The organism is Streptomyces sp. FIT100 (genome assembly GCF_024584805.1).
Lineage (GTDB): Bacteria > Actinomycetota > Actinomycetes > Streptomycetales > Streptomycetaceae > Streptomyces.
The window spans coordinates 5,883,673-5,907,318 of sequence record NZ_CP075715.1 but is presented as its reverse complement, the minus strand read 5'-3'; the positions used below and the strand labels follow the sequence as shown (position 1 = coordinate 5,907,318).

The window sequence follows — 23,646 nt, the reverse complement described above, 5'->3', positions numbered from 1 at the left end:
TGATCCACCGGACACCCCCTGGGACCGTCCGACTTCCGTCCGTACCGAGGGATTGATGTTCCGGTGAGCCAGATCGTCGTCAAACGCCCGCCGCGTTCCCTTCCGCCTGAGATTCCGACGGAAGAGCTCACTCTGGAGGCGCCTCCGGAACTGCCGCGGGGGCAGCAGGAGGGCATGCTGATGCAGGTCCTCCCGGTGCTCGGCATGGGCTCCTCGGTGGTCTTCTTCTTCTCGCCGCAGGCCCCGCCGTTCATGCGCATCATGGGCGTCCTGATGCTGGTCTCGACGGTGGCGATGATCGCCGCCCAGATCGTGCGGCACCGGCGGGGTACGCAGGGGCAAATAGCCGATGTCCGGCGCGACTACCTGAAATACCTCGCGCAGACACGGCGTACGGTCCGCAGGACGTCCCGCATGCAGCGCGACGCGCAGCTGTATCTGCACCCCTCGCCCGAGCAGTTGTGGTCCGTGGTGGCCGAGGGCTCGCGGGTGTGGGAGCGGCGCGTCGGCGACAAGGACTTCGGGCAGGTGCGGATCGGGCTCGGCGCCCAGCAGTTGTCGACACCGCTGGTCGCACCGGACACGGCGCCCGTGGACGAACTCGAGCCGCTGTGCGCGGGGGCGATGCAGCAGTTCCTGGCCGTCCACGGCTCGCTGGACGGGCTGCCGATGGCCGTCTCGATGCGGGCGTTCTACCACGTGACGGTGTCCGGTGAGCCGGAGTCGGCGCAGTCGGCGGCCCGTTCGCTGGTGTCGCAGCTGGTGACGCTGCACTCCCCCGAGGACCTGATGGTCGCGGTGGTGGCCGCGCCGGGCGCGGTCGCGCGCTGGGACTGGACGAAATGGCTGCCGCACACGCAGGTACCCGGCCAGGTCGACGGGGCCGGTACGAAGCGGCTGTTCGGCGACGATCTGGGCGAGCTGGAGCAGCTGCTGCGCAGCAGACTGGACGGGCGGCCGCGGTTCGGCCGCGACAGCCAGCCGGTGCTCGACCAGCCGCACGTCCTGCTGGTCCTGGACGGTGGGATGGTGCCGCCGGACTCGCTGTTCGCGGCGGCCGAAGGGCTGCAGGGCGTCACGATCGTCGAGGTCGTCTCCGGTGAGCTCGACGAGCCCCGGGGCGGTCTGTCCATCGTCGTACGGCCCGGACGGCTGCGGCTGGAGTCGGGCGCCGGGTTCGCGTACGAGGGCGTGCCGGACGGGATCTCGCTGCCGGCCGCCGAGGCGCTGGCGCGGCAGCTCGCGCCGCTGCGCACGGGCGGGGGCGACGACGACGAGCCGCTGCTGGCCAACCTGGACTTCACGGACCTGCTGAACCTGGGTGACGCGGCGTCGGTCGATGTCACGCGCACCTGGCGGCCCCGGTCGACGGCGGAGCGGCTGCGGGTGCCGATCGGTGTCGGCGAGGACGGCCAGCCGGTGATGCTCGACCTCAAGGAGGCCGCTCAGGAGGGTATGGGCCCGCACGGGCTGTGCGTGGGTGCGACCGGTTCCGGGAAGTCGGAGCTGCTGCGCACGCTGGTGCTCGGTCTCGCGGTGACCCACTCGTCCGAGACGCTGAACTTCGTGCTCGCCGACTTCAAGGGCGGCGCGACCTTCGCCGGCATGTCCCAGATGCCGCACGTGGCCGCGGTCATCACCAACCTCGCGGACGATCTGACCCTGGTCGACCGCATGGGCGACGCGATCCGCGGAGAGCTGCAGCGCCGGCAGGAGCTGCTGCGCTCGGCGGGCAACTACGCCAACATCCACGACTACGAGAAGGCGCGCGCGGCCGGTGCCCCGCTGGAGCCGCTGGCCTCCCTCGTCCTCGTCATCGACGAGTTCAGCGAACTGCTCACCGCCAAACCGGACTTCATCGACATGTTCATCCAGATCGGCCGTATCGGCCGGTCGCTGGGTGTGCATCTGCTGCTCGCCTCGCAGCGTCTGGAGGAGGGCAAGCTGCGCGGTCTGGACACGTACCTGTCGTACCGGATCGGTCTGCGGACGTTCTCTGCGGCCGAGTCGCGTACGGCGATCGGCGTGCCCGACGCGTACCACCTGCCGTCGGTGCCCGGCTCGGGCTATCTGAAGTTCGGCACCGAGGAGATGACCCGCTTCAAGGCGGCGTACGTGTCCGGCACGTACCGCACGGGCGGGCCGCGGCTGTCCGCCGGGCAACTGCCGGTCGAGCGGCGGCCCGCGGTCTTCACGGCGGCGCCCGTGCCGGTGGTGTACGCGGCGCCCGACCCGGCCCAGCTCGCCGCGACGCGCGACAGTGAGGACGACGCGCTCGCGGACACCGTGCTCGATGTGATCGTGCGCAGGCTGGAGGGTCAGGGCGTGCCCGCCCACCAGGTGTGGCTGCCCCCGCTCGACCAGGCGCCGCCGCTGGACCAGCTGCTGCCGGGGCTGGCGCAGACCGCGGACCGCGGACTGACGGCGACCGAGTACACGCGCCCCGGTGGGCTCGTGGTCCCGCTGGGTCTGATCGACAAGCCGTTCGAGCAGCGGCGCGAGGTGCTGTACCGGGACTTCTCGGGCGCGGCGGGCCACATGATGGTGGTCGGCGGCCCGCAGTCCGGCAAGTCGACGATGATGCGCACGCTGATCTCGTCCTTCGCGCTCACCCACACCCCGGACGAAGTGCAGTTCTACGCGCTGGACTTCGGTGGTGGCGGTCTCGCCTCGCTCGCCGAGCTGCCGCATGTCGGAGGCGTCGCCTCCCGGCTGGACCCCGAGCGGGTGCGGCGTACGGTCGCGGAGGTCGCGGGCGTGCTGAACCGGCGCGAGGAGTTCTTCCGCGCGAACGGCATCGACTCCATGACCACCTACCGGCGCAAGCGCGCCGCCGGTGAACTGCCGGGCGAGCCCTGGGGCGATGTGTTCCTGGTCATCGACGGCTGGGGCGGCTTCAAGAACGACTACGAGATGCTGGAGCCGGTCGTCGCGGACATCGCGGCGCGCGGACTCGGCTACGGCATCCACGTCGTCGTCACCGCGGCCCGCTACATGGAGGTGCGCGCGGCGCTCAAGGACCAGATGCTCGGGCGTCTGGAGCTGCGCCTCGGTGACGTCATGGACTCAGAGTTCGACCGCAAGGTCGCGGCGAACGTGCCCCCGGGCGTGCCCGGCCGCGGCCAGGTGCCGGAGAAGCTGCACTTCATGGCGGCGCTGCCGCGGATCGACGGTTCGAGCAGCTCCGTCGACCTCGCGGAGGGCACGGCGGCGTTCGTGCAGGCCGTGAAGGGCAGCTGGGCGGGCGCGGCGGCTCCGGGCGTACGGCTGCTGCCGCGCATGCTCCGCGCGGACCGGCTGCCGAAGGGCTTCGAGTTCCCGCAGCACGGCATCGCGGTCGGCATCGACGAGACCAACCTGGAGCCGGTCTTCGTCGACTTCGAGTCCGACCCGTTCTTCCTGATCTTCGGCGAGAGCGAGTCCGGCAAGACGGGCCTGCTGCGGCTCATCGCCAAGCAGATCTCCGAGCGCTACACGCCGGAGCAGGCCCGGATCGTGGTCGGTGACTACCGGCGCACGATGCTGGAGGCGGTGCCGTCCTCGCACCTGCTGGAGTACGCGCCGATGGCGTCCGCCATGCAGATGCACATGGACGCGATCAACACGGTGATGACGAAGCGCGCCCCGAAGCCCGACATCACCCCGCAGCAGCTGCGCGACCGCAGCTGGTGGAGCGGCCCGCAGCTGTTCGTCCTCATCGACGACTACGAACTGGTCGCCACCAACTCCGGCAACCCGCTCTCGGTCCTCGTGGAGAACCTGCCGTTCGCCCGCGACGTCGGCATCCGCTTCATCGTCGCCCGCAACTCGGCGGGCGCCTCCCGCTCGATGTACGAACCCTTCATGCAGCGCATGAAGGAGCTGGGCGCCCAGGGCGTGGTGCTCTCCGGCGACCCGGGCGAGGGCGACATCCTCGGCAACACCCGGGCCCGCCGGATGCCTCCGGGACGCGGCACGTTCGTGTCGCGCAAGCGGGGCACGCCGCTGGTGCAGCTGGGCTGGCTCGCGGACAGGTGAGGGTGCTGGGCGGATGAGTTTCGACGAGTTGTGGGGCCGGACGAGGGCCGAGTCGACCGAGCGGGTCCTGGGCGGCGCCGGCGCCGCTCCTGAGGGACCCCAGGCGCCCGCCGCCGACACGGGCCGGGGCGCGCACCCGGAGGCGGGCGCGGGAGCGGAGGCTGTCGCGGGAGCGGAGGCTGTCGCGGAGGCGCGGGAGGCCGTCCTGGAGCGGCTCGCGCACTTCCGGAGTTCGGCGGTGCTGGTGCCGCTGGACGACCGGGGCGGGCTGTGGACCGCGGACCTGGGCGGCATCAGCTGGATCTGCGCGTTCTCGGACGAGCCGGCGGTGGCCCGGTTCGCCGAGGCCCGCGGCATGGAATCGCGCGAGTGGACGTACCGCAGGGTGCTCGGGTCCCGGCTGCTGGACGAGATCGTCCCCGCCGTGGGGTTCCCGTGCGGCGTGGCGCTCGACGCGGGCAGCCCCGGCGGTGCGGTCTTCCCGCCGGTGCGCGGAATCGTGCCGGACACGGCGGCAGTGGACGGTCCTTCGTACACGGGTGGTGGAGAGTGACAGGCGACAACGCGGATCTCGCGGCGACCAAGGAGGCCCTGGCGCTCATCACCCAGGGCATCACCGGAGCCCTGGGCGAGCTCAAGGAGCTCGGCATGGTGGGTGCGGCGAGCATGGGCCGCGGCTTCTCCGATCTGCAGCTGTCCGGGACGGAGACCGGGCACGACGGGCTGACCGGCACCCTCAAGTCCTACTGCGAGCGCTGGGAGTGGGGTGTGCGCTCACTGGTCCAGCAGGGCAACGTCTTCGCCCAGGATGTCGGGCTGTCCGCCGGCGCCTTCCACGAGCAGGAGCAGTACATCGGCGGCAGCTTCAAGGTCCTGGCCAATTCGGCGATGGGCAACCCGTACGCCACGGAGGACGAGATCACGCAGAAGAGCTGGGGCGACGTGCTGTCCAGCAACGCCTACACCCACATACGGGACGCCGACTACAGCGCCGAGTCGTTCGAGACGGCCCGGCAGAACAGTACGCAGGCGTGGAAGGACACCGCCTGGGACGTCAGCACGGCGACCTCGCCCACGAACGCGATCATCGACGCGGCAGGTCTGCGCGACGAGATGAACGACGGGATGCGGGAGACCTTCGGACCCTCGCCCGAGGAGCGTGCCAAGGCCGCCGAGCAGCGGGGCGGAGGCGCCGGCTGATGGGCCTCGGGGATCTGGTCGGTGGCATCAAGGACGGTGTCAAGGACGGCCTCAACACGGGTCTCGGTGCCCTTGAGGACGGCATCGACGCGGGAAAGAAGGCGCTCGGCGAGGGCGTCGACTGGACGACGGACCGGATCGGCGACGGTCTGGAGTTCGTCGGCGCCGAGGGCGTCGCGGACAAGGTCGAGGACTGGGGCGACGACGTCGCCTCCGACCTCGGGGCGTCGGTGCGCGAGCAGCAGCTCGGCGAGACCGACCAGGCGAACGAGCTGATCCACGGCAAGCCGGAGAGGATCCGCGAGTCGGCCGGCCATCTCAAGGACTTCCGGACGGCCTTCGACAAGGTCGGCCAGGGAATGCGCAAGCTCGACTCCTCGCACTGGAAGGGCGAGGCGGCGGAGGCGTTCCGGGAGAAGTTCGCCATGCAGCCCACCAAGTGGCTGCAGGCCGCGGACGCCTGCGAGGCGGCCGGGCAGGCGCTGCTGTCGTACGCGGAGACGGTGGTCTGGGCGCAGAAGAAGGCGCAGGAGGCGATCGACCTCTACGCGAAAGGGAAGGAATCCTCGACCAAGGCCGTCGACGCGTACAACACGAAGGTCGACGCCTACAACGCGGCCCTCAAGGACGACCGCGACCCCGGTCCCGTGCCCCCGCCCTTCAGCGACCCCGGCAAGGCGGACAGGGAACGCGCCCACGAGATCCTCAAGGAGGCCCGCCGCCAGCGCAACGAGGCCGCGGAGACGGCCCAGAGGGCGATCGACGCGGCCATGGCCCACGCACCGAAGGAGCCGCCCCCGCTGGACCGAGCCGTCTCGACGGCCCTCGACGCCAACAGCGCCATGGGGATCGAACTCCTCCACGTCACCGGGGGCGTGGTCAAGGGCACGGCGGGCATCGTCAACTTCGCCCGCGGCCTCAATCCCCTGGACATCTACAACCTGACCCACCCGGCCCAGTACCTGCAGAACGTCAACATGACGCTCGCCGGCCTGGTGTCGACCGCGGCACACCCCGAGCGCATTCCGGGGGCCCTCATCGACTCCTTCAAAAAGGACCCGAGCGAGGGCCTCGGGCGGCTGATCCCCGAGCTGATCGGCACGAAGGGGCTCGGGGCGGGGAAGGCGGGGCTGCGGGTCGCGGCGAAGGAGGGGCTGGAGGAGGCGGCGGAGAGCGCGGCGCGCAGGGGAGCGGACGACATTCCCGCCCAGCGCCATGTGCCGGACCCGACACCGACCGCCCCTGACCCCCTTGCCGCGGCGGCGAACCGGAACGTGGACCTGTCCAGGATCCCCGACGACGCGGTGTGGCGTACGACGGACGAGCCCTTGGTGCGCAATGACAACCGCTCGCCGGACGTCGTCTTCCAGGAGGGCTTCCAGCCCTGGAACACGGAGAACACGAATCTGCGGAACTACGTCCTGCAGAACGAGCACTCCGCCTACGTCGGCACCACCCGCGACGTGGACATGGACTGGCACACGCAGTACCGGTACGACGTCGATGCGGCCGGCGGGATCGACGTCAACCAGTCGGTCGCGAACAACCCCTTCGCCCACGAGCAGGAGATCGTGTTCCCGGGCGGCGTGCGCACGGAGAACATCAGGGGCGTCTGGGAGAGGCTGCCCGACGGCTCGTACGGGAACTACCTCCCCAATCCGCACTACCACCCGACCGCTTCGGCTGCCCCGGCTCCGCCGGCCGCACCGCCACCGAGCAGTCTGCTACCTCCTGGATGGACGCTATGAGCGAGAGGCTGCTGGGCAGCCGGGACGACGCCACCGCGGTGCACGGCGGCGGCGGGCACCCGCCCGAGCCGGTGTCGTGCGCGCTGCGCTGGTGGGTCGACGACGCACAGCCGCTGCCCTACGGCGTCGAGGCGGCCGGACCGTGGGGAGCGGCCCGTGCCTACGGCCGGAGTCTCTTCGACGCCCTGCGCGACGTACGACGGGAGCTGGAGGCCGCCGACTGGCTGCTCGCCGTCAACGGCTCACGGCCCGACGTGTACCAGAGCGGCATGCTGAGCAGCAGCGGCAGTGACCTCGCGTACGAGCTGCGCCCCGGGATGCCGGTCGATCCCGGCGCACTCGTGAATCTCTTCGCCGATGCCTCCGTGGACGCCGTGACAAGCGTCGACGAGCAGGCCGCGGCCTACACCCGATGGCTGGAATCCCTGTGACACAACAGCACGACGAACGCCCCGTACCGCCGCTCACGGACGAGCTGCGCGTCCAGGCGAAGGCCGCTCCCGGGAGCTGGCTGTACTCCATCGACCCGGCGTACGACCCGGCAGGAACCGTGCCGCCCTTCGCGATCATCGGCGCCTGGCCCGTGGATGCGAGCGGTGAGCCCGGGCCGTTCCAGCACAACCCGAACTACCGCCCGTCCCCGGTCAGTCTGGGCCTGCCGAAGCCCACCGACCCGGTGGACGCGGCGCTCCAGCTTGCGGCCACCGGGCACGGACCGGACGACGCGGTGGTGGCGGCGCTGGCCGGCGCCACGGTGTACCTCCCGGACGAGGGCCCGGACATCGCCGTCTACGAGGACGCGGAGGGACGCTTCGTGCCCGTCCTCACCGATCCGCGCCACGCTCCGCCGACGGTGCCGGGGCTGCGTCCTGTGGCGTGCGCCGAGCTGGTGCGCCTGCTCCCGCCCACGACCCTGCTCAAGATCAACCCGGGCGCCCGGGTATCCGTGCGCATTCCCGCGTCGGACGTGCGGGCCGCGGCAGACCGGTCCGGGCGGTAGGCGGGCCCGGCGAACCCAGGACCTCACCATGCTGTCCCAGAACAAGGCCGTCGAGGCCGCTCGTGCCTTCCTCGCCCAGGTCCCCTTCGACCGGCCGTACACGATCGTCATGCAGCCGGAGCTGACCGTGGAGCATCCGGTTGCCTGGGCTGTGCGGTTCGACTCGCAGGAGCATCTCGACACCGGCGATCCCGGCCAGGCACCGTTCACGCGTGTCCTGCTCGTGCCCAAGGACGGAACGGCACCGCATTTCCCGCCGTCGCACCTGCGGGTGGAGGAGTACCTCGCCTACGTCAGGCACGGCGGCTGGCGCGAAGCGGCGAAGGGCGGAACGGCGAGGGCCGAGCCCTGGCAGCGCGCGCTGCGCCGCCTGTTGGACCTCTACGGAGGGCGCGTCGAGCTCGCCGCCACCCACCCGGTGGCCGAGGACGCCGGGACGTGGCTCTTCGCCTGTCGGCCCGCCGAGACAGCGGGCCGCCTGCCCACGCCCATGCTCACGGCGTCCGTCGTGGTGCCGAAGGACGGTGGACAGCCCTACCATCCGGCTGCGAACGACCCGTGGGGGGACGCTTCCGCGTACACGCGGTCGCCGTCGGCGCGTGACAGCGTGACGCAGTCCCGGCGGCTGAACGCGCGTGGGTGCGTGGTCTCCGTCGCGTCCGGGATCGCCGGCAGCCCGTCGACCCCGGTGCCCTGGCAGCCGGACCACGAGACCTCCGACTGGTGGGAGCAACTGCTGGGGCGGTACTTCCCCGGGGCGCAGGTGCTGCGGTGCGCGACCTGGGACCAGGTCGTCGTCCACGCACGGGAGCCGGGGCCGGACACACAGGGTGTGGTGTGGGTGCGCAGGACCGTCGGGGGCGTCGAGGCGAGCGGGCACCTGCTGTATGTGCACAACAACAAGGGCGACGTGGTGTTCCTCGACGGGATGACCGGAGGACTGGCGCGGCTCGACACGGTGGCGCTGTTCGAGCTCGTGTTCGCCCGGATGCTGCCGGGGTCCGTCATCCGGTGATCACCGCCTCCGCGCACGACTGTGCCGAGTAGGGTGAATCCATAGCTCGTTCGCACGACCGGCGACACCGGCAGCACCCGGAAGGAACCCGCACCCATGACCGACGCAGCCGACAAGGAACGTCAGAAGGAAGAGCTGTACGCGCTCGACATCTCCGGTGTGGAGTGGCTCGGCGCGCCCGGGACGAGCCCGGACGAGGAGCGGGTGGAGATCGCGTATCTGCCGGGCGGGGCGGTGGCGATGAGGTCGTCGCTCGAGCCGGACACGGTGCTGCGGTACACGGAGGCCGAGTGGCAGGCGTTCGTGCTGGGGGCGCGGGACGGGGAGTTCGACCTCATGTGAGGGGTCTGGCAAGGCAATACGGGGTGCGCGCCGGCCGGCGGGCACCCCGTTCGCGTATGCGCCGTCAGCGCGCAGGTCGTCAGTGCATCATGCGGAAGCGGGCGGCGTTGCCCTTGTCCGTGTCCCGGTAGCCGACGACGGAGTCGTCCAGCAGACGCGCGATCGTGCCCAGTTCCTGGTTCATGCCGGACAGGTTCGCGGCGAGCTGGGTCTGGATCTCGTGGTACGCCTGCTTGGACTCACCGTCCCAGTCCTGCACGACCCGGTTGACCTCCCGCAGCAGCGTCTCCAGCTGCTCGTTGAGGTAGGTCGCGGTGGCGCGGACGTCGCCGGCCGCCGTGGTCACTGTGTCGTAATTGACGGCAGTGGTCATTGCTTGGCTCCTTGGTGCCGAGGTTCAGCGGAAAGGGGTCGGCCGGCTCAGATGCCGAGAATGGCGCTCTGGTTGGGGTTGCTCTGCTCCATGCTCGTGAAGGAGCGGATGCGCTCGAGCTCCTGCTCGTCGAAGCCGCTGGCCGCCATCTTGATGAGGTTCTCGAGGTTCTCGAGATCCCGCTGCACGCCCCGGAGGCGGTTGTTCAGGTTTGCCTGCGTGGCGTCGTACGCCTGCATGGCCGCGCCCTTCCAGCCCGCCTGAATGCGGTCGACCACGCCGTTGAGGGACGTGATGCGCGAGTTCAGCTCGTTCTGGAGCGTCTGGACCTTGCCCGCGAGGCGGACAAGCTCACCAGTGGTTACGTTCAGGTCTTTCGACACCTCGTGCCCCTTCTTCTACCTACGCAGCGGACGGGAAGCCCTTGATGCCGCCCCCGTGCCGGGTCACTCACGTGATCCCGTCCGTTCACTCTAGTCACTCGATATGACAGTTCCAACTGCAAAGCCTGCAGGGAGACTTGCCTCACTGGAGGCGTCTGCTCCGCCGGCTGTCGCGCACCACGGTCGCCGTTCCCGCGACCACCGCCACCAGCACTCCGCCGATACCGAGCGCGTACGTCGCGTAGCGCTCGTCGCGCTCCTGGGGCGTCTCCGAGAGCGCGAGATGCGCGGGCTCGGGGGCGGGCGGCTTCGGCGGACCCGGGTCGGGGACCGGGGCCTGCGGCGGCTCCTCGCTCTCGCTCTCGTTCAGTGCGCGCACGGGGTCGACGACGCCCCAACCGACGAAGTTGTCGCGGCCGTTGATGCTGCGCTCGGCGGTCTGCTCGATCTGGGCGATGATCTCGTGCGCCTTCCACGTCGGGTGCTTGGCGCGCAGAAGGGCGGCGAGGCCGGCGACGTACGGGGCGGAGAAGCTGGTGCCGTTGTCGACGCACTGGCCGCCGCCGGGGACCGTCGAGACGACGTCGACTCCGGGGGCGGCGACGCCGACGAACTCGCCGGCCTGCGAGAACGCGGCGCGCTCGTTGTTGCGGTCGGACGAGGCGACGGCGAGGACGCCCGGGAAGGCCGCGGGGTAGGTGTTCTTGAGCTCGCCGTCCATGCCGTCGTTGCCGGCGGAGGCGACCACGACGATCTCCTTGGCCACGGCGCGGGCGACCGCTCGCGCCAGATCCGAATCCGCGCCGAGCGGCTGCGTCGTGTCCTGCGAGATGTTGATGACGCCGGCGCCCTTGGCGATCGCGTGGTCGATCGCGTGCGCCATCGTGTCGGCCTTGCCGCTGTTCTTCTCGTCGTTCTGGCGGATCGGGATGATCGTGGCCTCGGGCGCGAGCCCGACGAAGCCCGTGCCCTTGCGGGGGCGGGCCGCGATGATGCCGGCGACCTTGGTGCCGTGGCCGACCTCGTCGACCGTGCCGTCGGTCTTGCCGCGGTCGCTGTCCGGCGCGTCCTTCTCGGGCTTCAGGAAGTCCTTGCCTGCCGAGGCGTCGACGGCGGGCTTGAGCTGCGGGTTGACGTCGTCGACGCCGGTGTCGATGACGGCGACGCGGACGCCCTTGCCCTTGGTGTCCTGCCACAGCTCGTCGAGGAGCACCCGCTGGAGCGACCAGGGGATGCCGGCGATCTGCTTCTGCATCGGGAACGTGCACTCACCGCTGCCGTCGATGCGGGGGCCCGCGGGACGTTCGTCCGCGTACGCCGCCGGGGACACGGCGGTGAGGCCGGTCAGCGCCGCGGCGGCCAGCAGCGCGGCCTTGGTTCGGTACGTCACTGGGCGCATCCCTCACGAACCCTGCGGCTGGCGCGCGCTGTTGGTGTCCAGGCGCGGGCCCTTGGACAGGAACTCCGACCAGGTGATGGGGACGAGCGTGGGGGTGACCTTCTCGTAGCCGAGCCGGACCTGCGCCTGGCTGGGCTCGGGGCGGCCGTCCTGCTGCTTCTGCCCGCCGCCCGTGCCGATGTCGGAGCGGGCGGCGTCGCTGTCGCCGTTCGCCTGGACCGCGTAGCGCAGTCCGGTGTCCGTCACCAGGAACAGCGAGCCGTCGGGCTTGGTCTGCTCGCCCTGGATCTGGGTGTAGAGCAGGCCACTGCCGGGGGTGACGTACGTGCTGGAGCCGCCCGCGGTGATCTCCGCGGGGTACTTGGTGCCGGCCCAGGTGGACAGCGTCGTACGGCCCTTGCCGTCGACCTTGCGCAGCACGCTGCAGACCGTGTCCCGCGCCCCGTCGCCACCCGCGGAATTGACCGGAACGGCGCGCTTCGACGGCCAGCGGAGCTCTGCGCCGAACGCCTCCGACTCCGGCTGGAACGAGGCCGCGTCGACGGTGGCCGCCTCACCGGCCATGTCGAGGCCGTCGGTCTGGGGGGAGTTGATGAGCAGCCAGGCGGTGAACTCGGAGACGGGCTGGACCCTGCCGGGCAACACGACGTAGTGCTGCGGCCCGGAGCCCGTCTGCGCCTGGAGGACCATGCCGACCTGGTCCTCGGCGTCGGTGAGTCCGCCGCCGACGCCCGCGCTGGTGCCCACCGTGCCCTCGATCGTGGGGAACTCGACACGGCTGCCGTCGTGGAGCGTGGCCAGCCAGTCGTCGGTGACGGCCTGCGGCTCCTTGTCGCCGACGAGGGCGCGGGTGAGGAACGCCGCGTCCGGCCCCTCGCCGAGCACCCGGTACTTGGTGCCTGCCGCGTCGACGAGATAGCGGTCGCCGTTCTGCCCCTTGACGTAGAGCACCTGGCCGCCCGTCAGCCGCTCCTTGCCGTCCGTCCTGGAGGCGTCGCGGTCGGCGAGGACGAACGTCGCCTTCTGGACGCTCGACCCCTTTCCGCCGCCGGGCTGCTCGCAGACCGCCCAGCGCTTGGGCTTCGCCGCCTCGGTGTCGCTGGGGAGCCGGTCCGGGGCGTACGGGATGCCGAGGATCGGCCCGCGCGGGGGGTTGCCCGCGTCGAGTATGTCGTCGCTGACCTGGATGACCCCGAACTCCTGCGGGTTGAGCAGGAGACGGGCGGAGGCGAGGTTGAGCACCGGGTGCAGCAGCTTCTTCTTGCCGGTGGGGAGCACCACGTAACGGGTCGTGGACTCCTTGCCGACGATCACTTTGGCGCCCGGCTTGTCCCAGTCCTTGGGCGCCTTGGGCTTGAACATGCCGAAGGCGCCGAAGCCGGCCACGATGAGCGCGCCGACGATGAGGCTCGGCACGACGGCGCGCAGCGGGCGCGGAGCCCCTTCCTCCGTACCCGTGGGTGAGGGTTGGAGAAATGCGGCCACCGTGCGCTTCTTCGCGAAGGTGTACGCGTTGAGCTCATCCCGCCGTGATGCCATGAGTCCCCATTGGTCGAAATCCGCAGTCCAGCCGCGGGCCCGAAGGCGTCCTCCCCGGAGCCCGATTGTCGGACCGGCCCCCTACTATGCCTGTTGATCGAGGGTGGTTGTGGGCCGGGTAGGGTGCTCCCACCGGCAAAGCCCTGGCAGGCCAGGGTGATCGGGATGAATTGGGGGGTTTCCATCATGGCTTCCGCGACGCGCACGCGGGCGGCCGCGGCCGCGCCGTCCACCGCGCGGCCCTCCGCACCGGCCCCCGCGCCGCGCCGGGGATCCCGGTCCGCCGGGCCCGATGCGGGGTCGCAGGGCACCGCCGCGCCCCGGCTCAAGGCCCGGGCGGGAAACTTCGGCTCGTTCCGACTGCAACAGCTCGTGCTCTTCGAATGCGCGGCCGCGCTGCTGCTCGTTGCCTGGGTGACGGAGCCGCTGCTGCTCGCGCCCGCCGGTGTGGTGGCCGCACTGCTGGTGCTGCTGGCCGTGCTCCGCAGGCACCGGCGCTCGCTGCCCGAATGGCTCACGACCGTGCTGGCGCTGCGGGCGCGGTCCCGCAGGGCGGCGACGCTGGTCCTGCCGCCGGACACCGAGCCGGGCCTGGCGCCCGCCGTCGAGTGCGACCCCGCCCTGCGCACCTGCTCGTACAGCGACCGGGACAGGCGCCCGGTCGGAATGATCGGTGACGGCACGTTCCTGACGGCCGTCCTCCAGATCGAGTCGGACGGTACGGCCCTGCGCCCGGACCGCAGTGCGCGGCCGCTGCCCGTCGGGCTCGTCCGGGACGTGCTCGAAGTCGACGGGATCCGGCTGGAGTCCGCACAGATCGTGCAGCACACCCAGCCCGCCCCCGCGCCGCATCTGCCGCAGCAGTCGCTGGCCGCGCGCAACTACGCGCCGCTCCAGGCCCAGACGGGTTCCCCCGCGGTCCGCATCACCTGGATCGCGCTCAAACTCGATCCCGAGCTCTGCCCGGAGGCGGTCGAGGCCCGCGGCGGCGGACTCACGGGCGCGCAGAAGTGCGTCGTACGGACCGCGGACCAGCTGGCGAGCCGGCTGGCCGGGGCCGGGTTCACCGCGACCGTCCTGACCGAGCAGGAGCTCATAGCCGCCATCGCGACCTCCACCTGCGCCAGCCCCATGGCGATAGCCCAGGCGAGCCGCGCCGAGGTGCCGGGGCGGCGCACCGAGGAGACGTCGCGGACCTGGCGCTGCGACGACCGCAGGCACACGACGTACTGGGTGGGGCGCTGGCCGCAGCTCGCGGGCCGCGGCGCGGCGGGCGGAGGCGCGTCGATGCCGCAGCTCGTGGCGCTGCTGACGTCGCTGCCCGCGCTCGCCACGACCTTCAGTCTGACGCTGGGGCACGGCGACCGGCAGGAGGTGACGGTCACCGGGCATGTGCGGATCACCGGGCGCAGTGACGACGAGCTGGTGAGCGCACGCCACGAACTGGAGCGCGCGGCGCGCGGAGTGAAGACCGGACTGGTCAGGCTCGACCGGGAGCAACTGCCGGCGATGCTGGCGACGCTGCCGCTGGGAGGTGCGCGCTGATGTCGATGGGTTCTGTTTCCTCTGCGGGTGTTCCTGCGGGTATGCCCGCAGGTGTATCTGCGGGTGTTCCCTCCACGGGCCCGCTGGGGGCGAGGCAGTCCGCCGGTCCTTCGCCGGCCCGGACCGCATCCGTACGGAGCGGGCGCGGCGGCAGGCCGCGTATCGGCTTCGGGCTGATCGGGCCGCGCCGCGACCGCCACGCCGTCGCGGTGGAGCAACTGGACGCGCTGGCCCTGCCGGTCGGCGACGACGGCACGGTGATCGGCGTGGACGCCGAGGGGCGGCCCGCCGTGCTCGGCATCAACAGGCCCACGGCGTACGACATCACGCTGATCGGCGGCCTGTGGACGGCGCAGGTGCTGGCGCTGCGCGCGGCCGCGACGGGTGCCCGGGTCACGGTGGAGACCGGCCGCGGCCCCGCCTGGACGAGCCTCGCGCAGGCCGCGGGCGGCGGGCAGCCGTGCATCACCCTGCACGACGTGGGCCGGGTGCCGCCGCAGGGCGCCTCGGCCGGCAGTCCGGTCGTCGTGGTGCGCGACTGCGGGATGCGGCCGCCGCGCGGCCGGGTCGTGTCGGGCCCCTGGCAGTCGGTGGTGACGCTGCTGCCCTATCTCAGCCCGGTGGCACCGCGGCTCATGGAGAAGTCGGCCCTGGTCGGCATCCAGCGGGTCTCCCCCGACGAGGCCGCGCAAGTGGGCCGCATCATGAATCTGTCGGGGGCCGAGACGGAGGCACTCTCCACTCTCGCCGATGGTGTGACGTTGTGGTGTACGGCGAGTGACCGTCAGTTCGTCATGACCCAGGCCACGGACGCCGAGACCGGACTGCTGGGCGCCGCACGCCGAATGGACTGACCCGGGTCCATGCGGTTTTGACCGATTCGCTCGCCACAGTTCGCCCCGTTGTGGTCACTTCACCGTCATGTGAGGGCGGGGCGTGACGCACGGGACGGCCGAAGGCGACCGGTCTGCCCTGCCGCACTGACACCGTTGACGATTAGGCTGGGAGTGGGCGCGGCCAGAGCCCGGGGGCGAAGAACCCGCGGGCAGGTGCCGGGCGTCACAAGGGGGAGAGCCGGGCGGCGGATCGGACGACGGTTACGGTCGCCCCCACCCACCACGGCACAAGGGTGCTCGACCACAGGAGGCAAAGTGAACGGCGATCGGGACGAGATCCGCGGGGGCTGGAACACGCCCGTCGACGATCAGTCCGACGCGGAGCCCGCCGAGATGACGGGTGAGTTCACCATCGACTACACCCCGCCGGCCTGGTACACGCAGAATGCGCCCGGGGAGACCGGCGGGCAGAGCGTGGCGCCTCCGCCGCCGTCCGGGGCTCCGATAGCGGTGCCCGGGCTGCCCGCGGGCAGCGGCTTCGAGCCCAACTGGGCGCCCGCACCCGCTCCGGCACCCGCTCCGGCACCCGCTCCGGCACCCGCTCCGGCACCGGCACCGGCACCGGCACCCGCGGCGTCCGCCTCGCCGTCCTCTCCTGACCCTGCGTCGGCGCCGCCCGTTCCGGCAGCTCCGGCAGCTCCGGCAGTTCCTGCGGTTCCTGATCCCGCGCCCGCCGCTCCAGTGCCTCCGGCGGTTCCTGCGGACCCGGGCGCCGCGGACGCGGGCGCCACCGATTCGGGTGCCGCTGCGCCGCAGCCGTTCGGCGGCGGGGACCTGGAGAGCGGAGCGACGATGCGCTTCTCTCCCGCGGCGCTGAAGCGCGAGATCGCGGAGCGTGAAGCGGCCGCCTCGTCGGGGGCCGCCGACGGCACCGACGACGCGGCCCCGGTGGACGAGACGTCCGGGGACGCCGCCGCCGAAGCCACCGCAGCGCCCGAGGATGCTGCCGCCGGTCAGGTCACCGACGGCACCGACGACGCCGACAGCGTGGCGGAAGCCGACGCCGGTGCCGGCGAGGCCGGGTCCGCTCCCGAGGACGCGGTCCCGGCCGACTCCGCGCCCGCCGACGTGGTGCCCGCCGACGCCGTGCCTGCCGAGCCCGTACCCCAGGACACCCCGCCCGCTCCGGCGGCTGCCCAGACCTGGGCTCCCCCACCGGCCGCTGCGGGCACGGGGCTGCCGCCCCTGCCGCCCGCGTTCCAGCCGGCCGCCCCGACGGCCGCGCCGCAGTGGCCCGTACCGGCACAGGCGACGGACAGTCCCGCCCTCCCCGCACCGACGGCCGGTGCCACTCCCGATCTGCCCGCGCAGCAGGGCGGTTACGGCTTCCCCCACCCGGGTCAGCCGGCACAGCCCAGCGGCTACGGATTCCCGCAGCCGGGCCAGCCTGCACAGCCGGGGTACCCCGGCCAGCCTGCACACCCGGCACCCGAGGCCCCCGCCGCGCCCAACCTGCCCGCACAGCAGGGCGGTTACGGCTTCCCCCAGCCAGGACAGCCCGCACAGCCCAGCGGCTACGGATTCCCCCACCCGGGCCAGCCTGCACAGCCGGGGCACCCCGGCCAGCCCGCACAGCCCGGAGTCCCGCTGCCGCCCGCCATGCCGGGACCGGTGCCGCCCGCGCAGCAGCCTCACCAGCCGCAGCCGGGAATGCCCGCGCCGCACCTCCCCGCGCAGCAGGGGCAGCAGCCGCCCGCCGCTCCCGTCGACCCGCGAACCGGGGCCGCCTGGCCCACGCCGGTGACGCACGACCAGCGGGAGCGTTCCGTGCCGGGCGCCCCGCTCGGCTACACGGCGGCCGTCGAGCTCTCCTCCGACCGTCTGCTGCGCAACAACAAGCAGAAGCCCAAGTCGAGCCGTAACCCCTCCGGGGCGGCCGCACGGTTCAAGCTGGGCGGCAAGCGGGAGGAGCAGGAGCGGCAGCGCAAGCTCGATCTGATCCGCACGCCCGTGCTGTCCTGCTACCGGATCGCGGTCATCAGCCTCAAGGGCGGTGTCGGCAAGACCACGACGACCACCGCGCTCGGCTCGACCCTGGCCACCGAGCGGCAGGACAAGATCCTGGCGATCGACGCCAACCCGGACGCGGGCACGCTCGGCCGCCGGGTGCGCCGCGAGACCGGGGCGACCATCCGCGACCTCGTGCAGGCGATCCCGTACCTGAACTCGTACATGGACATCCGCCGCTTCACCTCGCAGGCGCCCTCCGGTCTGGAGATCATCGCCAACGACGTGGACCCGGCCGTCTCGACGACGTTCAACGACGAGGACTACCGGCGCGCGATCGACGTCCTGGGCAAGCAGTACCCGATCATCCTCACCGACTCCGGTACCGGCCTGCTCTACAGCGCGATGCGCGGGGTGCTCGACCTCGCCGACCAGCTGATCATCATCTCCACCCCGTCCGTGGACGGAGCCAGCAGCGCGAGCACCACGCTCGACTGGCTGTCGGCACACGGGTACGCGGAGCTGGTGCAGCGATCGATCACGGTGATCTCGGGCGTCCGCGAGACCGGCAAAATGATCAAGGTCGAGGACATCGTGCAGCACTTCGAGACGCGCTGCCGCGGTGTCGTCGTGGTGCCGTTCGACGAGCACCTGTCGGCGGGCGCCGAGGTCGACCTGGACATGATGCGGCCGAAGACCCGCGAGGCGTACTTCAACCTCTCCGCGATGGTCGCCGAGGACTTCGTCCGGGCGCAGCAGGCGCAGGGGCTGTGGACGTCGGAGGGCCAGGGCCACCAGCCGCCGCACTTGGCGCCGCCGATGCCGGGCCAGTCGTACGCACCGAACCCGCAGCAGCCGTACGGCGGGCACCAGCCGTACCCGCCGCAGCAGCCTCCCTACGGCGGGCAGCCTCCGTACGGCGGACAGCAGCAGCCGTACCCGCCGCAGCCTCAGCCGGGGGTCCAGCAGCCCTGGCAGCAGTCGCTGCCGTCCCAGGCCCAGTCCGCGGCGAGCCCGGCCGGCCCTCCCCCGGCACAGCCGATGCCGGCACAGCCGATGCCGGGACAGTCGATGCCAGGACAGCCCGACCAGCCGGCGCAAGGCCAGCCGGGCCCCGTCCCGCCCGCCGGCTACGGCTATCCCCACCAGCCGCCCGCGCAGCAGCCTCCGCAGGCGCCGCCAGCCCCCCAGCAGTAGGGCGACAAGGGTATAGACCAATGAGGGCCCGCACCGCTTCCGGCGGCGCGGGCCCTTCCGCATTCCCGCAGCCCACAAGGGGTTTGACGCTCCGCCAAGGCATCGTTGACACGTCTAGACCGCGCTGATAGACCTTCGCTTCACCAGTGGGCGCCCCAAGATCCACGTGCCTTCTCCGAGCGAGCAACCGACGCGAGGTCAACGTCTCATGGTCACTAAGGCTCCATCACCCAGCGCACGGCAACCGCACCACCGATTCGTCCGCACGCTCCTCGCCACCGGACTCGCGGCCTCCGCGCTCGTGGTCGCCCCGCAGCAGGCCCAGGCGGACGACGGCGGCGAACAGGACGGCAGGAACGGCGGCAAGAACGTCCTCACCGTCGCCGTCTCGCAGAGCGTGGACTCCCTCAGCCCGTTCCTCGCTGCGCGGCTCCTCTCCACCAGCATCCACCGGCTGATGTACGACTACCTGACGAACTACGACGTCAAGGACGGCCATACGGTCCCGGGCCTCGCCACCGAGTGGAAGTCGTCCCCGGACAAGCTGACGTGGACGTACACGATCCGCGAGGACTCCACCTGGTCCGACGGCAAGGAGGCCACCGCCGAGGACGCGGCCTGGACCTTCAACAAGATGATGACGGACGAGAACGCCGCCACCGCGAACGGCAGCTTCACGGCCAACTTCAGGAAGGTCACGGCCCCGGACCCGCAGACGCTCGTCATAGAGCTGAAGAAGCCGCAGGCGACCATGACGGCCCTCGACGTGCCGATCGTGCCCAAGCACGTCTGGGAGAAGGTCGGCGACTTCTCGAAGTTCAACAACGACAAGGACTTCCCGGTCGTCGGCAACGGGCCTTACATCCTCACGGACTTCAAGGTCGACCAGTACGTCAAGCTCGCGCCGAACAAGAAGTTCTGGCGCGGCGAACCGAAGTTCGACGAGCTGGTGTTCAAGTACTACAAGGACGGTGACGCGGCGGTCGCGGCGCTCCGGAAGGGCGAGGTGTCCTTCGTCTCCAACCTCACCCCCGCCCAGGCCGCTTCGCTCAGGAACGCCGAGGGCATCAAGGTCAACGACGCTCCCGGCCGTCGGTTCTTCGCCCTGGCCACCAACCCCGGTGCGCAGTCGAAGGACGGCAAGAAGTTCGGCACGGGGCATCCGGCGCTGCTCGATCCGGCCGTCCGCAAGGCGCTGTTCCACGCCGTCGACCGCAAGACCATCATCGACAAGGTGTTCCAGGGCCACGCCGTCGAGGGCGAGGGGTACATTCCGCCGCGCTTCGCCTCGTACTTCTGGAAGCCGGCCGCCGAACAGAGGATCGGCTACGACCCGGCGAAGGCGGCGGCACTCCTCGACCAGGCCGGCTACAAGAAGAACGGCACCGGCAAGCGCGTGGGCAAGGACGGCAAGCCGCTGGACTTCCGCATCCTCTGCCACGCCACCGACCCGAACGACAAGGCGATCGGCAAGTACCTCCAGGAGTGGTGGGGCGAGCTCGGCATCGGCCTGCGGGTCGACTGCCTCGACAACGTCTCCGACCCGTGGGTCAAGGGCGACTACGACCTGGCGTTCGACGGCTGGTCGGTCAACCCCGACCCGGACTTCGTCCTCTCCATCCACACCTGCGCCGCCCGGCCCGCCACGCCCAAGGACATCGGTGCGACGGACAACTTCATCTGCGACAGCGCGTTCGACGAGCTCTACGCCAAGCAGGCCGTCGAGTACGACCAGGCCAAGCGCTCCGAACTGGTGAAGCAGATGCAGTCCCGGCTGTACGAGACCGGGTACATGAATGTCATGGCGTACCCGAACGCCGTCGAGGCGTACCGTACGGACCACATCAAGTCGATCACGACCATGCCGGAGGCCGCCGGCAACATCTTCGGCCAGGACGGTTACTGGAGCTGGTGGTCCGCCGAGCCGGCCGGCAAGGCCGCCGGTGCGTCGGAGGGCGGCTCCTCGACCGCCGTGGCCGTGGGCATCGGCGCCGCCGTCGTCGTCGTGGCCGCCGCCGGCCTCCTCGTCGCCCGGCGCCGCCGTGCCACCGCGGAGGACCGTGAATAGCCGATGAGCAGCACCGCAAGCAGCACGACCACGACCGCTGCCGCCGCGACGCGGGCTCCGGGATCCCCGGACGCCCGCGCCGCGCGCGGCGGCAACACGACCGCGTATCTGCGATACGCGGCGGGCAAGCTGGGCGGTGCGGCCGTCTCGCTGTTCGCCGTCCTCGTCACCAGCTTCTTCCTCTTCCGGATCATCCCGGGCGACCCGGTCAAGGCCATGACCCACGGGATGCCGACCTCGGCCGAGCAACTGGCCACGCTGCGCCGCCAGTTCGGCCTCGACCTGCCGATGTGGCAGCAGTTCACGGACTACTGCGCCGCCGCGCTCACCGGCGACCTCGGGACGTCGTACCAGTTCCACGCCCCCGTCGGGGAGCTCATCACACAGAAGCTCCCGGCGACGCTGCTGCTCACGGGCGTCGCCGTGGTGGTCTACTCGGCGATCGGGCTGTGGCTCGGCACCCGCTCCGCCTGGCGGCACGGCGGTCTCGGCGACAAGCTCAACACGGGCGTGGCGCTGACCCTGTGGTCGGTGCCGTCGTTCTGGCTCGGCCTGCTCCTGATCATCGTCTTCGCGGTCGGCATCGGCCCGCTCCCCGGGCTCTTTCCGACGGGCGGCATGGAGTCGGGCAGCGAGACCGGCTTCGCGTACGTCCTCGACGTGGCACACCACATGGTGCTTCCCGTCCTGACCCTGGTCGCCGTGGGGTACGCGCAGACGCTCCTGGTCATGCGGTCCTCGCTCCTCGACGAAATGGGCAGCGACTATCTGACGACCGCGCGGGCGAAGGGACTGCGGGACGACGACGTACGCCGCCGCCATGCCGTGCCCAACGCGCTGCTGCCGACCGTGACCATGGTCTTCATCAATCTGGGGCATGTGGCGGCCGGTTCGATCCTCGTGGAGACGGTCTTCTCCTGGCCGGGGCTCGGCGGACTGTTCTACCAGGCGCTGAGCGTGCCCGATCTGCCGCTCGTCCAGGGACTGTTCGTCGTCTTCGCGGGGGCGATGATCATCATGAACCTGCTCGCCGACGTCCTGTATCCGCTGCTCGACCCGAGGGTGGGCCGATGACGACCACGCCGACCGCCCCCACGCGCACGCGCAGCGCCGGCTCACTCGCGTGGGCCAGGCGCCGGGCCTCGGTGGCCCGCTTCTGGCGCCAGTACCGCAGGCACCGGGCCGGGCTCGCGGGCCTCGCCGGACTCGCGGTCATCGCCCTGGTCGCGCTCGCCGCCCCGCTGCTCGTCGGTGCCGACGTCCAGAGCGTCACCAACGCGCCCGGCACCGCACTGGAGTCGCCGAGCGCCGCGTTCCCGCTCGGGACGGACCAGTTCGGACGCTCGCTGCTGGGACTGCTGATCTGGGGGGCGCGGATCTCGCTCACCGTGGGGCTGCTCGCCGCCGCGCTGTCGGTGGCCATCGGCACCCTCGTCGGCATTCTCGCCGGCCACTACGGCGGCTGGATCTCGACGGTCGTCATGCGCACCACCGACTGGTTCCTGGTGATGCCCGCCCTCGTGCTCGCCATCGTGCTGGCGACGGTCATGTCGCGGAGCGTGTGGACGGTGATCCTGGCGATCGGCGTCACGTCCTGGCCGACGACGGCCCGGCTGGTCCGCGCGCAGACGATCGCGGTCGAGTCGCGCCCCTACATCGAGCGGGCGAAGGCGCTCGGCGGCGGACACGGGCACATCATGAGCCGCCACGTCCTGCCGAACGTCATGCCGCTCGTCCTCGCCCAGACGACTCTCGGCATCTCCACGGCCATCCTGACGGAGGCGACGCTCGCCTTCCTCGGGCTCGGCGACCCGACGGTGGTGTCCTGGGGCGGCATGCTCCAGGACGCCCGGGAGGCGGGGGCCGTCTCCTCCGGGCACTGGTGGTACCTCGCGCCGCCCGGCATCGCGATCGCGATGGTCGCGCTCGCGTTCACGCTGTGCGGGCGGGCGGTCGAGTCCGTGCTCAACCCGAAGCTGGGGGTGGCCCGGTGAGCCTGTTGGAGATCAGGGACCTGCATGTCACCTACGGCTCGGGGGCCTCGGCCGTCCCCGCCGTGCGGGGCGTCGGCCTGACGGTCGACGCGGGCAGCAAGCTCGGCATCGCCGGCGAGTCCGGGTGCGGCAAGTCCACCCTGGCGCTCGCCCTGCTGCGGCTGCTACCGGCGTCGGCCCGGCTGTCCGGTGAGATCCTGCTCGACGGCGAGGACGTCCTCACCATGAAGTGGGGGCGGTTGCGGGCGGTGCGCTGGGCGGGTGCCTCGATCGTCTTCCAGGGCGCGATGCACTCGCTCAACGCCGTGCACCGGATCGGGGAGCAGATCGCCGAGCCGCTGCTGGTGCACGGGCGCGGCACCCCGGGCGCGGCACGCAGGCGGGCCGGCGAACTGCTCGAACAGGTCGGCCTGCCCACCGCACGCGCGGAGGCGTATCCGCACGAGCTGTCGGGCGGGCAGCGGCAACGCGTGATGATCGCCATGGCGCTCGCCTGCGAACCCCGGCTGATCGTCGCCGACGAGCCGACGACGGCACTGGACGTCATGATCCAGGCCCAGATCCTGCGGCTGATCGAGCAGCTCGTCGCATCCGACGACATCAGCCTGCTGATGATCAGCCACGACCTCGCCGTGCTCGCGGACACCTGCGACCGGCTCGCCGTGATGTACGCGGGCCGCGTCGTGGAGGAGGGCCCGGCGCGCGAGGTCTACGACGCGGCGGCGCACCCCTACGGCCGGGCGCTCTCCGCCGCGTTCCCCCGCGTCGGGGACGCGACGTCCCGGCGGGCCCCGCGGGGGCTGCCGGGCGACCCGCCGGACCCCTCGGCGCTGCCGGGCGGCTGCGCGTTCCACCCGCGATGCCCGGTGGCACTCGACTCGTGCGCCGAGGACGACCAGGAGCTGCGCGGCGCCGGTGCGGACAGGCGGGCCGCATGCGTGCACGTCGGGGCGGCGGTGGAAGCGTGACGAGCATCGAGGAGT

The 23,646-nt window shown here is 71.6% G+C and carries 19 protein-coding genes; 15 read left to right on the top strand and 4 right to left on the bottom strand.

Translation table 11 applies throughout. The features are described 5' to 3' along the window. Positions 1–63: 63 nt before the first annotated feature. From eccCa to KK483_RS26675, 8 genes are all read left to right on the top strand, one after another. Complete coding sequence (eccCa, locus tag KK483_RS26710) at positions 64–4,017, top strand: type VII secretion protein EccCa (RefSeq protein ID WP_262007761.1); 3,954 nt, start codon at positions 64–66, stop codon at positions 4,015–4,017. 13 nt (positions 4,018–4,030) lie between these two features. Continuing rightward, positions 4,031–4,570, top strand: a complete 540-nt coding sequence (locus KK483_RS26705) for a hypothetical protein (protein ID WP_262007760.1) — start codon at positions 4,031–4,033, stop codon at positions 4,568–4,570. Further along, positions 4,567–5,217 carry a hypothetical protein gene (locus KK483_RS26700; RefSeq protein WP_262007759.1) on the top strand — a complete coding sequence of 217 codons (651 nt, stop codon included), beginning with the start codon at positions 4,567–4,569 and terminating at the stop codon, positions 5,215–5,217. Before KK483_RS26705 ends, KK483_RS26700 begins: the two co-directional genes overlap by 4 nt. After that, the gene (locus KK483_RS26695; RefSeq protein ID WP_262007758.1) at positions 5,217–6,965 is read left to right on the top strand and encodes a WXG100 family type VII secretion target; all 1,749 of its coding nucleotides are present in this window, start codon (positions 5,217–5,219) and stop codon (positions 6,963–6,965) included. Before KK483_RS26700 ends, KK483_RS26695 begins: the two co-directional genes overlap by 1 nt. Beyond that, on the top strand, positions 6,962–7,396 hold the full coding sequence (locus KK483_RS26690) for a hypothetical protein (RefSeq protein WP_262007757.1): 435 nt from the start codon (positions 6,962–6,964) through the stop codon (positions 7,394–7,396). Before KK483_RS26695 ends, KK483_RS26690 begins: the two co-directional genes overlap by 4 nt. Next, positions 7,393–7,965, top strand: a complete 573-nt coding sequence (locus tag KK483_RS26685; protein ID WP_262007756.1) for a type VII secretion system-associated protein — start codon at positions 7,393–7,395, stop codon at positions 7,963–7,965. Before KK483_RS26690 ends, KK483_RS26685 begins: the two co-directional genes overlap by 4 nt. Positions 7,966–7,993: 28 nt before the next feature. Further along, positions 7,994–8,980, top strand: coding sequence for a toxin glutamine deamidase domain-containing protein (locus tag KK483_RS26680; protein WP_262007755.1), 987 nt, complete (start codon positions 7,994–7,996; stop codon positions 8,978–8,980). Between the two features lie 96 nt (positions 8,981–9,076). Then, positions 9,077–9,322 carry a DUF397 domain-containing protein gene (locus KK483_RS26675; protein WP_262007754.1) on the top strand — a complete coding sequence of 82 codons (246 nt, stop codon included), beginning with the start codon at positions 9,077–9,079 and terminating at the stop codon, positions 9,320–9,322. A 79-nt stretch (positions 9,323–9,401) separates the two neighbouring features. On the opposite strand, the gene KK483_RS26670 is transcribed toward KK483_RS26675, so the two are convergent. The 4 genes from KK483_RS26670 to eccB all read right to left on the bottom strand — a co-directional run bounded on the left by KK483_RS26670 (position 9,402) and on the right by eccB (position 13,016). Next, the gene (locus KK483_RS26670; RefSeq protein WP_262007753.1) at positions 9,402–9,695 is read right to left on the bottom strand and encodes a WXG100 family type VII secretion target; all 294 of its coding nucleotides are present in this window, start codon (positions 9,693–9,695) and stop codon (positions 9,402–9,404) included. Between the two features lie 47 nt (positions 9,696–9,742). Next, the gene (locus KK483_RS26665; RefSeq protein ID WP_262007752.1) at positions 9,743–10,078 is read right to left on the bottom strand and encodes a WXG100 family type VII secretion target; all 336 of its coding nucleotides are present in this window, start codon (positions 10,076–10,078) and stop codon (positions 9,743–9,745) included. A gap of 142 nt (positions 10,079–10,220) precedes the next feature. Then, on the bottom strand, positions 10,221–11,477 hold the full coding sequence (mycP, locus tag KK483_RS26660) for a type VII secretion-associated serine protease mycosin (RefSeq protein ID WP_262007751.1): 1,257 nt from the start codon (positions 11,475–11,477) through the stop codon (positions 10,221–10,223). Positions 11,478–11,480: 3 nt separating this feature from the next. Further along, a complete protein-coding gene (gene eccB, locus KK483_RS26655) occupies positions 11,481–13,016 on the bottom strand; it encodes a type VII secretion protein EccB (protein WP_262007750.1) in 1,536 nt (511 codons plus the stop codon). Between the two features lie 186 nt (positions 13,017–13,202). Between eccB and eccE the strand changes: the two genes are divergently transcribed. The 7 genes from eccE (at position 13,203) to KK483_RS26620 (ending at position 23,631) form a co-directional block, all read left to right on the top strand. After that, positions 13,203–14,561: a type VII secretion protein EccE gene (eccE, locus tag KK483_RS26650; RefSeq protein ID WP_262007749.1), complete on the top strand. Its 1,359-nt coding sequence runs from the start codon at positions 13,203–13,205 to the stop codon at positions 14,559–14,561. 41 nt (positions 14,562–14,602) lie between these two features. Further along, complete coding sequence (locus KK483_RS26645) at positions 14,603–15,415, top strand: hypothetical protein (RefSeq protein WP_262007748.1); 813 nt, start codon at positions 14,603–14,605, stop codon at positions 15,413–15,415. Positions 15,416–15,712: 297 nt separating this feature from the next. Next, the gene (locus KK483_RS26640) at positions 15,713–18,601 is read left to right on the top strand and encodes an SCO5717 family growth-regulating ATPase (RefSeq protein WP_262007747.1); all 2,889 of its coding nucleotides are present in this window, start codon (positions 15,713–15,715) and stop codon (positions 18,599–18,601) included. A 208-nt stretch (positions 18,602–18,809) separates the two neighbouring features. Further along, positions 18,810–20,669 (top strand): ABC transporter substrate-binding protein, encoded by a 1,860-nt coding sequence (locus tag KK483_RS26635; RefSeq protein ID WP_262007746.1) that lies wholly within the window; start codon positions 18,810–18,812, stop codon positions 20,667–20,669. A 3-nt stretch (positions 20,670–20,672) separates the two neighbouring features. Beyond that, a complete protein-coding gene (locus KK483_RS26630; protein ID WP_262007745.1) occupies positions 20,673–21,743 on the top strand; it encodes an ABC transporter permease in 1,071 nt (356 codons plus the stop codon). Continuing rightward, positions 21,740–22,663, top strand: coding sequence for an ABC transporter permease (locus tag KK483_RS26625; protein WP_262007744.1), 924 nt, complete (start codon positions 21,740–21,742; stop codon positions 22,661–22,663). The genes KK483_RS26630 and KK483_RS26625 overlap by 4 nt, the downstream gene beginning before the upstream one ends. Further along, positions 22,609–23,631 carry an ABC transporter ATP-binding protein gene (locus KK483_RS26620; RefSeq protein ID WP_399014987.1) on the top strand — a complete coding sequence of 341 codons (1,023 nt, stop codon included), beginning with the start codon at positions 22,609–22,611 and terminating at the stop codon, positions 23,629–23,631. Before KK483_RS26625 ends, KK483_RS26620 begins: the two co-directional genes overlap by 55 nt. Positions 23,632–23,646 lie beyond the last annotated feature (15 nt).

Bases quoted from the DNA above. Each gene is read 5' to 3' on its own strand.
- KK483_RS26675 (WP_262007754.1), top strand. From the start codon at position 9,077: ATGACCGACGCAGCCGACAAGGAACGTCAGAAGGAAGAGCTGTACGCG.
- KK483_RS26690 (WP_262007757.1), top strand. From the start codon at position 6,962: ATGAGCGAGAGGCTGCTGGGCAGCCGGGACGACGCCACCGCGGTGCAC.
- eccB (WP_262007750.1), bottom strand. From the start codon at position 13,016: ATGGCATCACGGCGGGATGAGCTCAACGCGTACACCTTCGCGAAGAAG.
- KK483_RS26680 (WP_262007755.1), top strand. From the start codon at position 7,994: ATGCTGTCCCAGAACAAGGCCGTCGAGGCCGCTCGTGCCTTCCTCGCC.
- mycP (WP_262007751.1), bottom strand. From the start codon at position 11,477: ATGCGCCCAGTGACGTACCGAACCAAGGCCGCGCTGCTGGCCGCCGCG.
- KK483_RS26670 (WP_262007753.1), bottom strand. From the start codon at position 9,695: ATGACCACTGCCGTCAATTACGACACAGTGACCACGGCGGCCGGCGAC.
- KK483_RS26645 (WP_262007748.1), top strand. From the start codon at position 14,603: ATGCCCGCAGGTGTATCTGCGGGTGTTCCCTCCACGGGCCCGCTGGGG.
- KK483_RS26630 (WP_262007745.1), top strand. From the start codon at position 20,673: ATGAGCAGCACCGCAAGCAGCACGACCACGACCGCTGCCGCCGCGACG.
- KK483_RS26695 (WP_262007758.1), top strand. From the start codon at position 5,217: ATGGGCCTCGGGGATCTGGTCGGTGGCATCAAGGACGGTGTCAAGGAC.
- KK483_RS26625 (WP_262007744.1), top strand. From the start codon at position 21,740: ATGACGACCACGCCGACCGCCCCCACGCGCACGCGCAGCGCCGGCTCA.
- KK483_RS26705 (WP_262007760.1), top strand. From the start codon at position 4,031: ATGAGTTTCGACGAGTTGTGGGGCCGGACGAGGGCCGAGTCGACCGAG.
- eccE (WP_262007749.1), top strand. From the start codon at position 13,203: ATGGCTTCCGCGACGCGCACGCGGGCGGCCGCGGCCGCGCCGTCCACC.
- KK483_RS26635 (WP_262007746.1), top strand. From the start codon at position 18,810: ATGGTCACTAAGGCTCCATCACCCAGCGCACGGCAACCGCACCACCGA.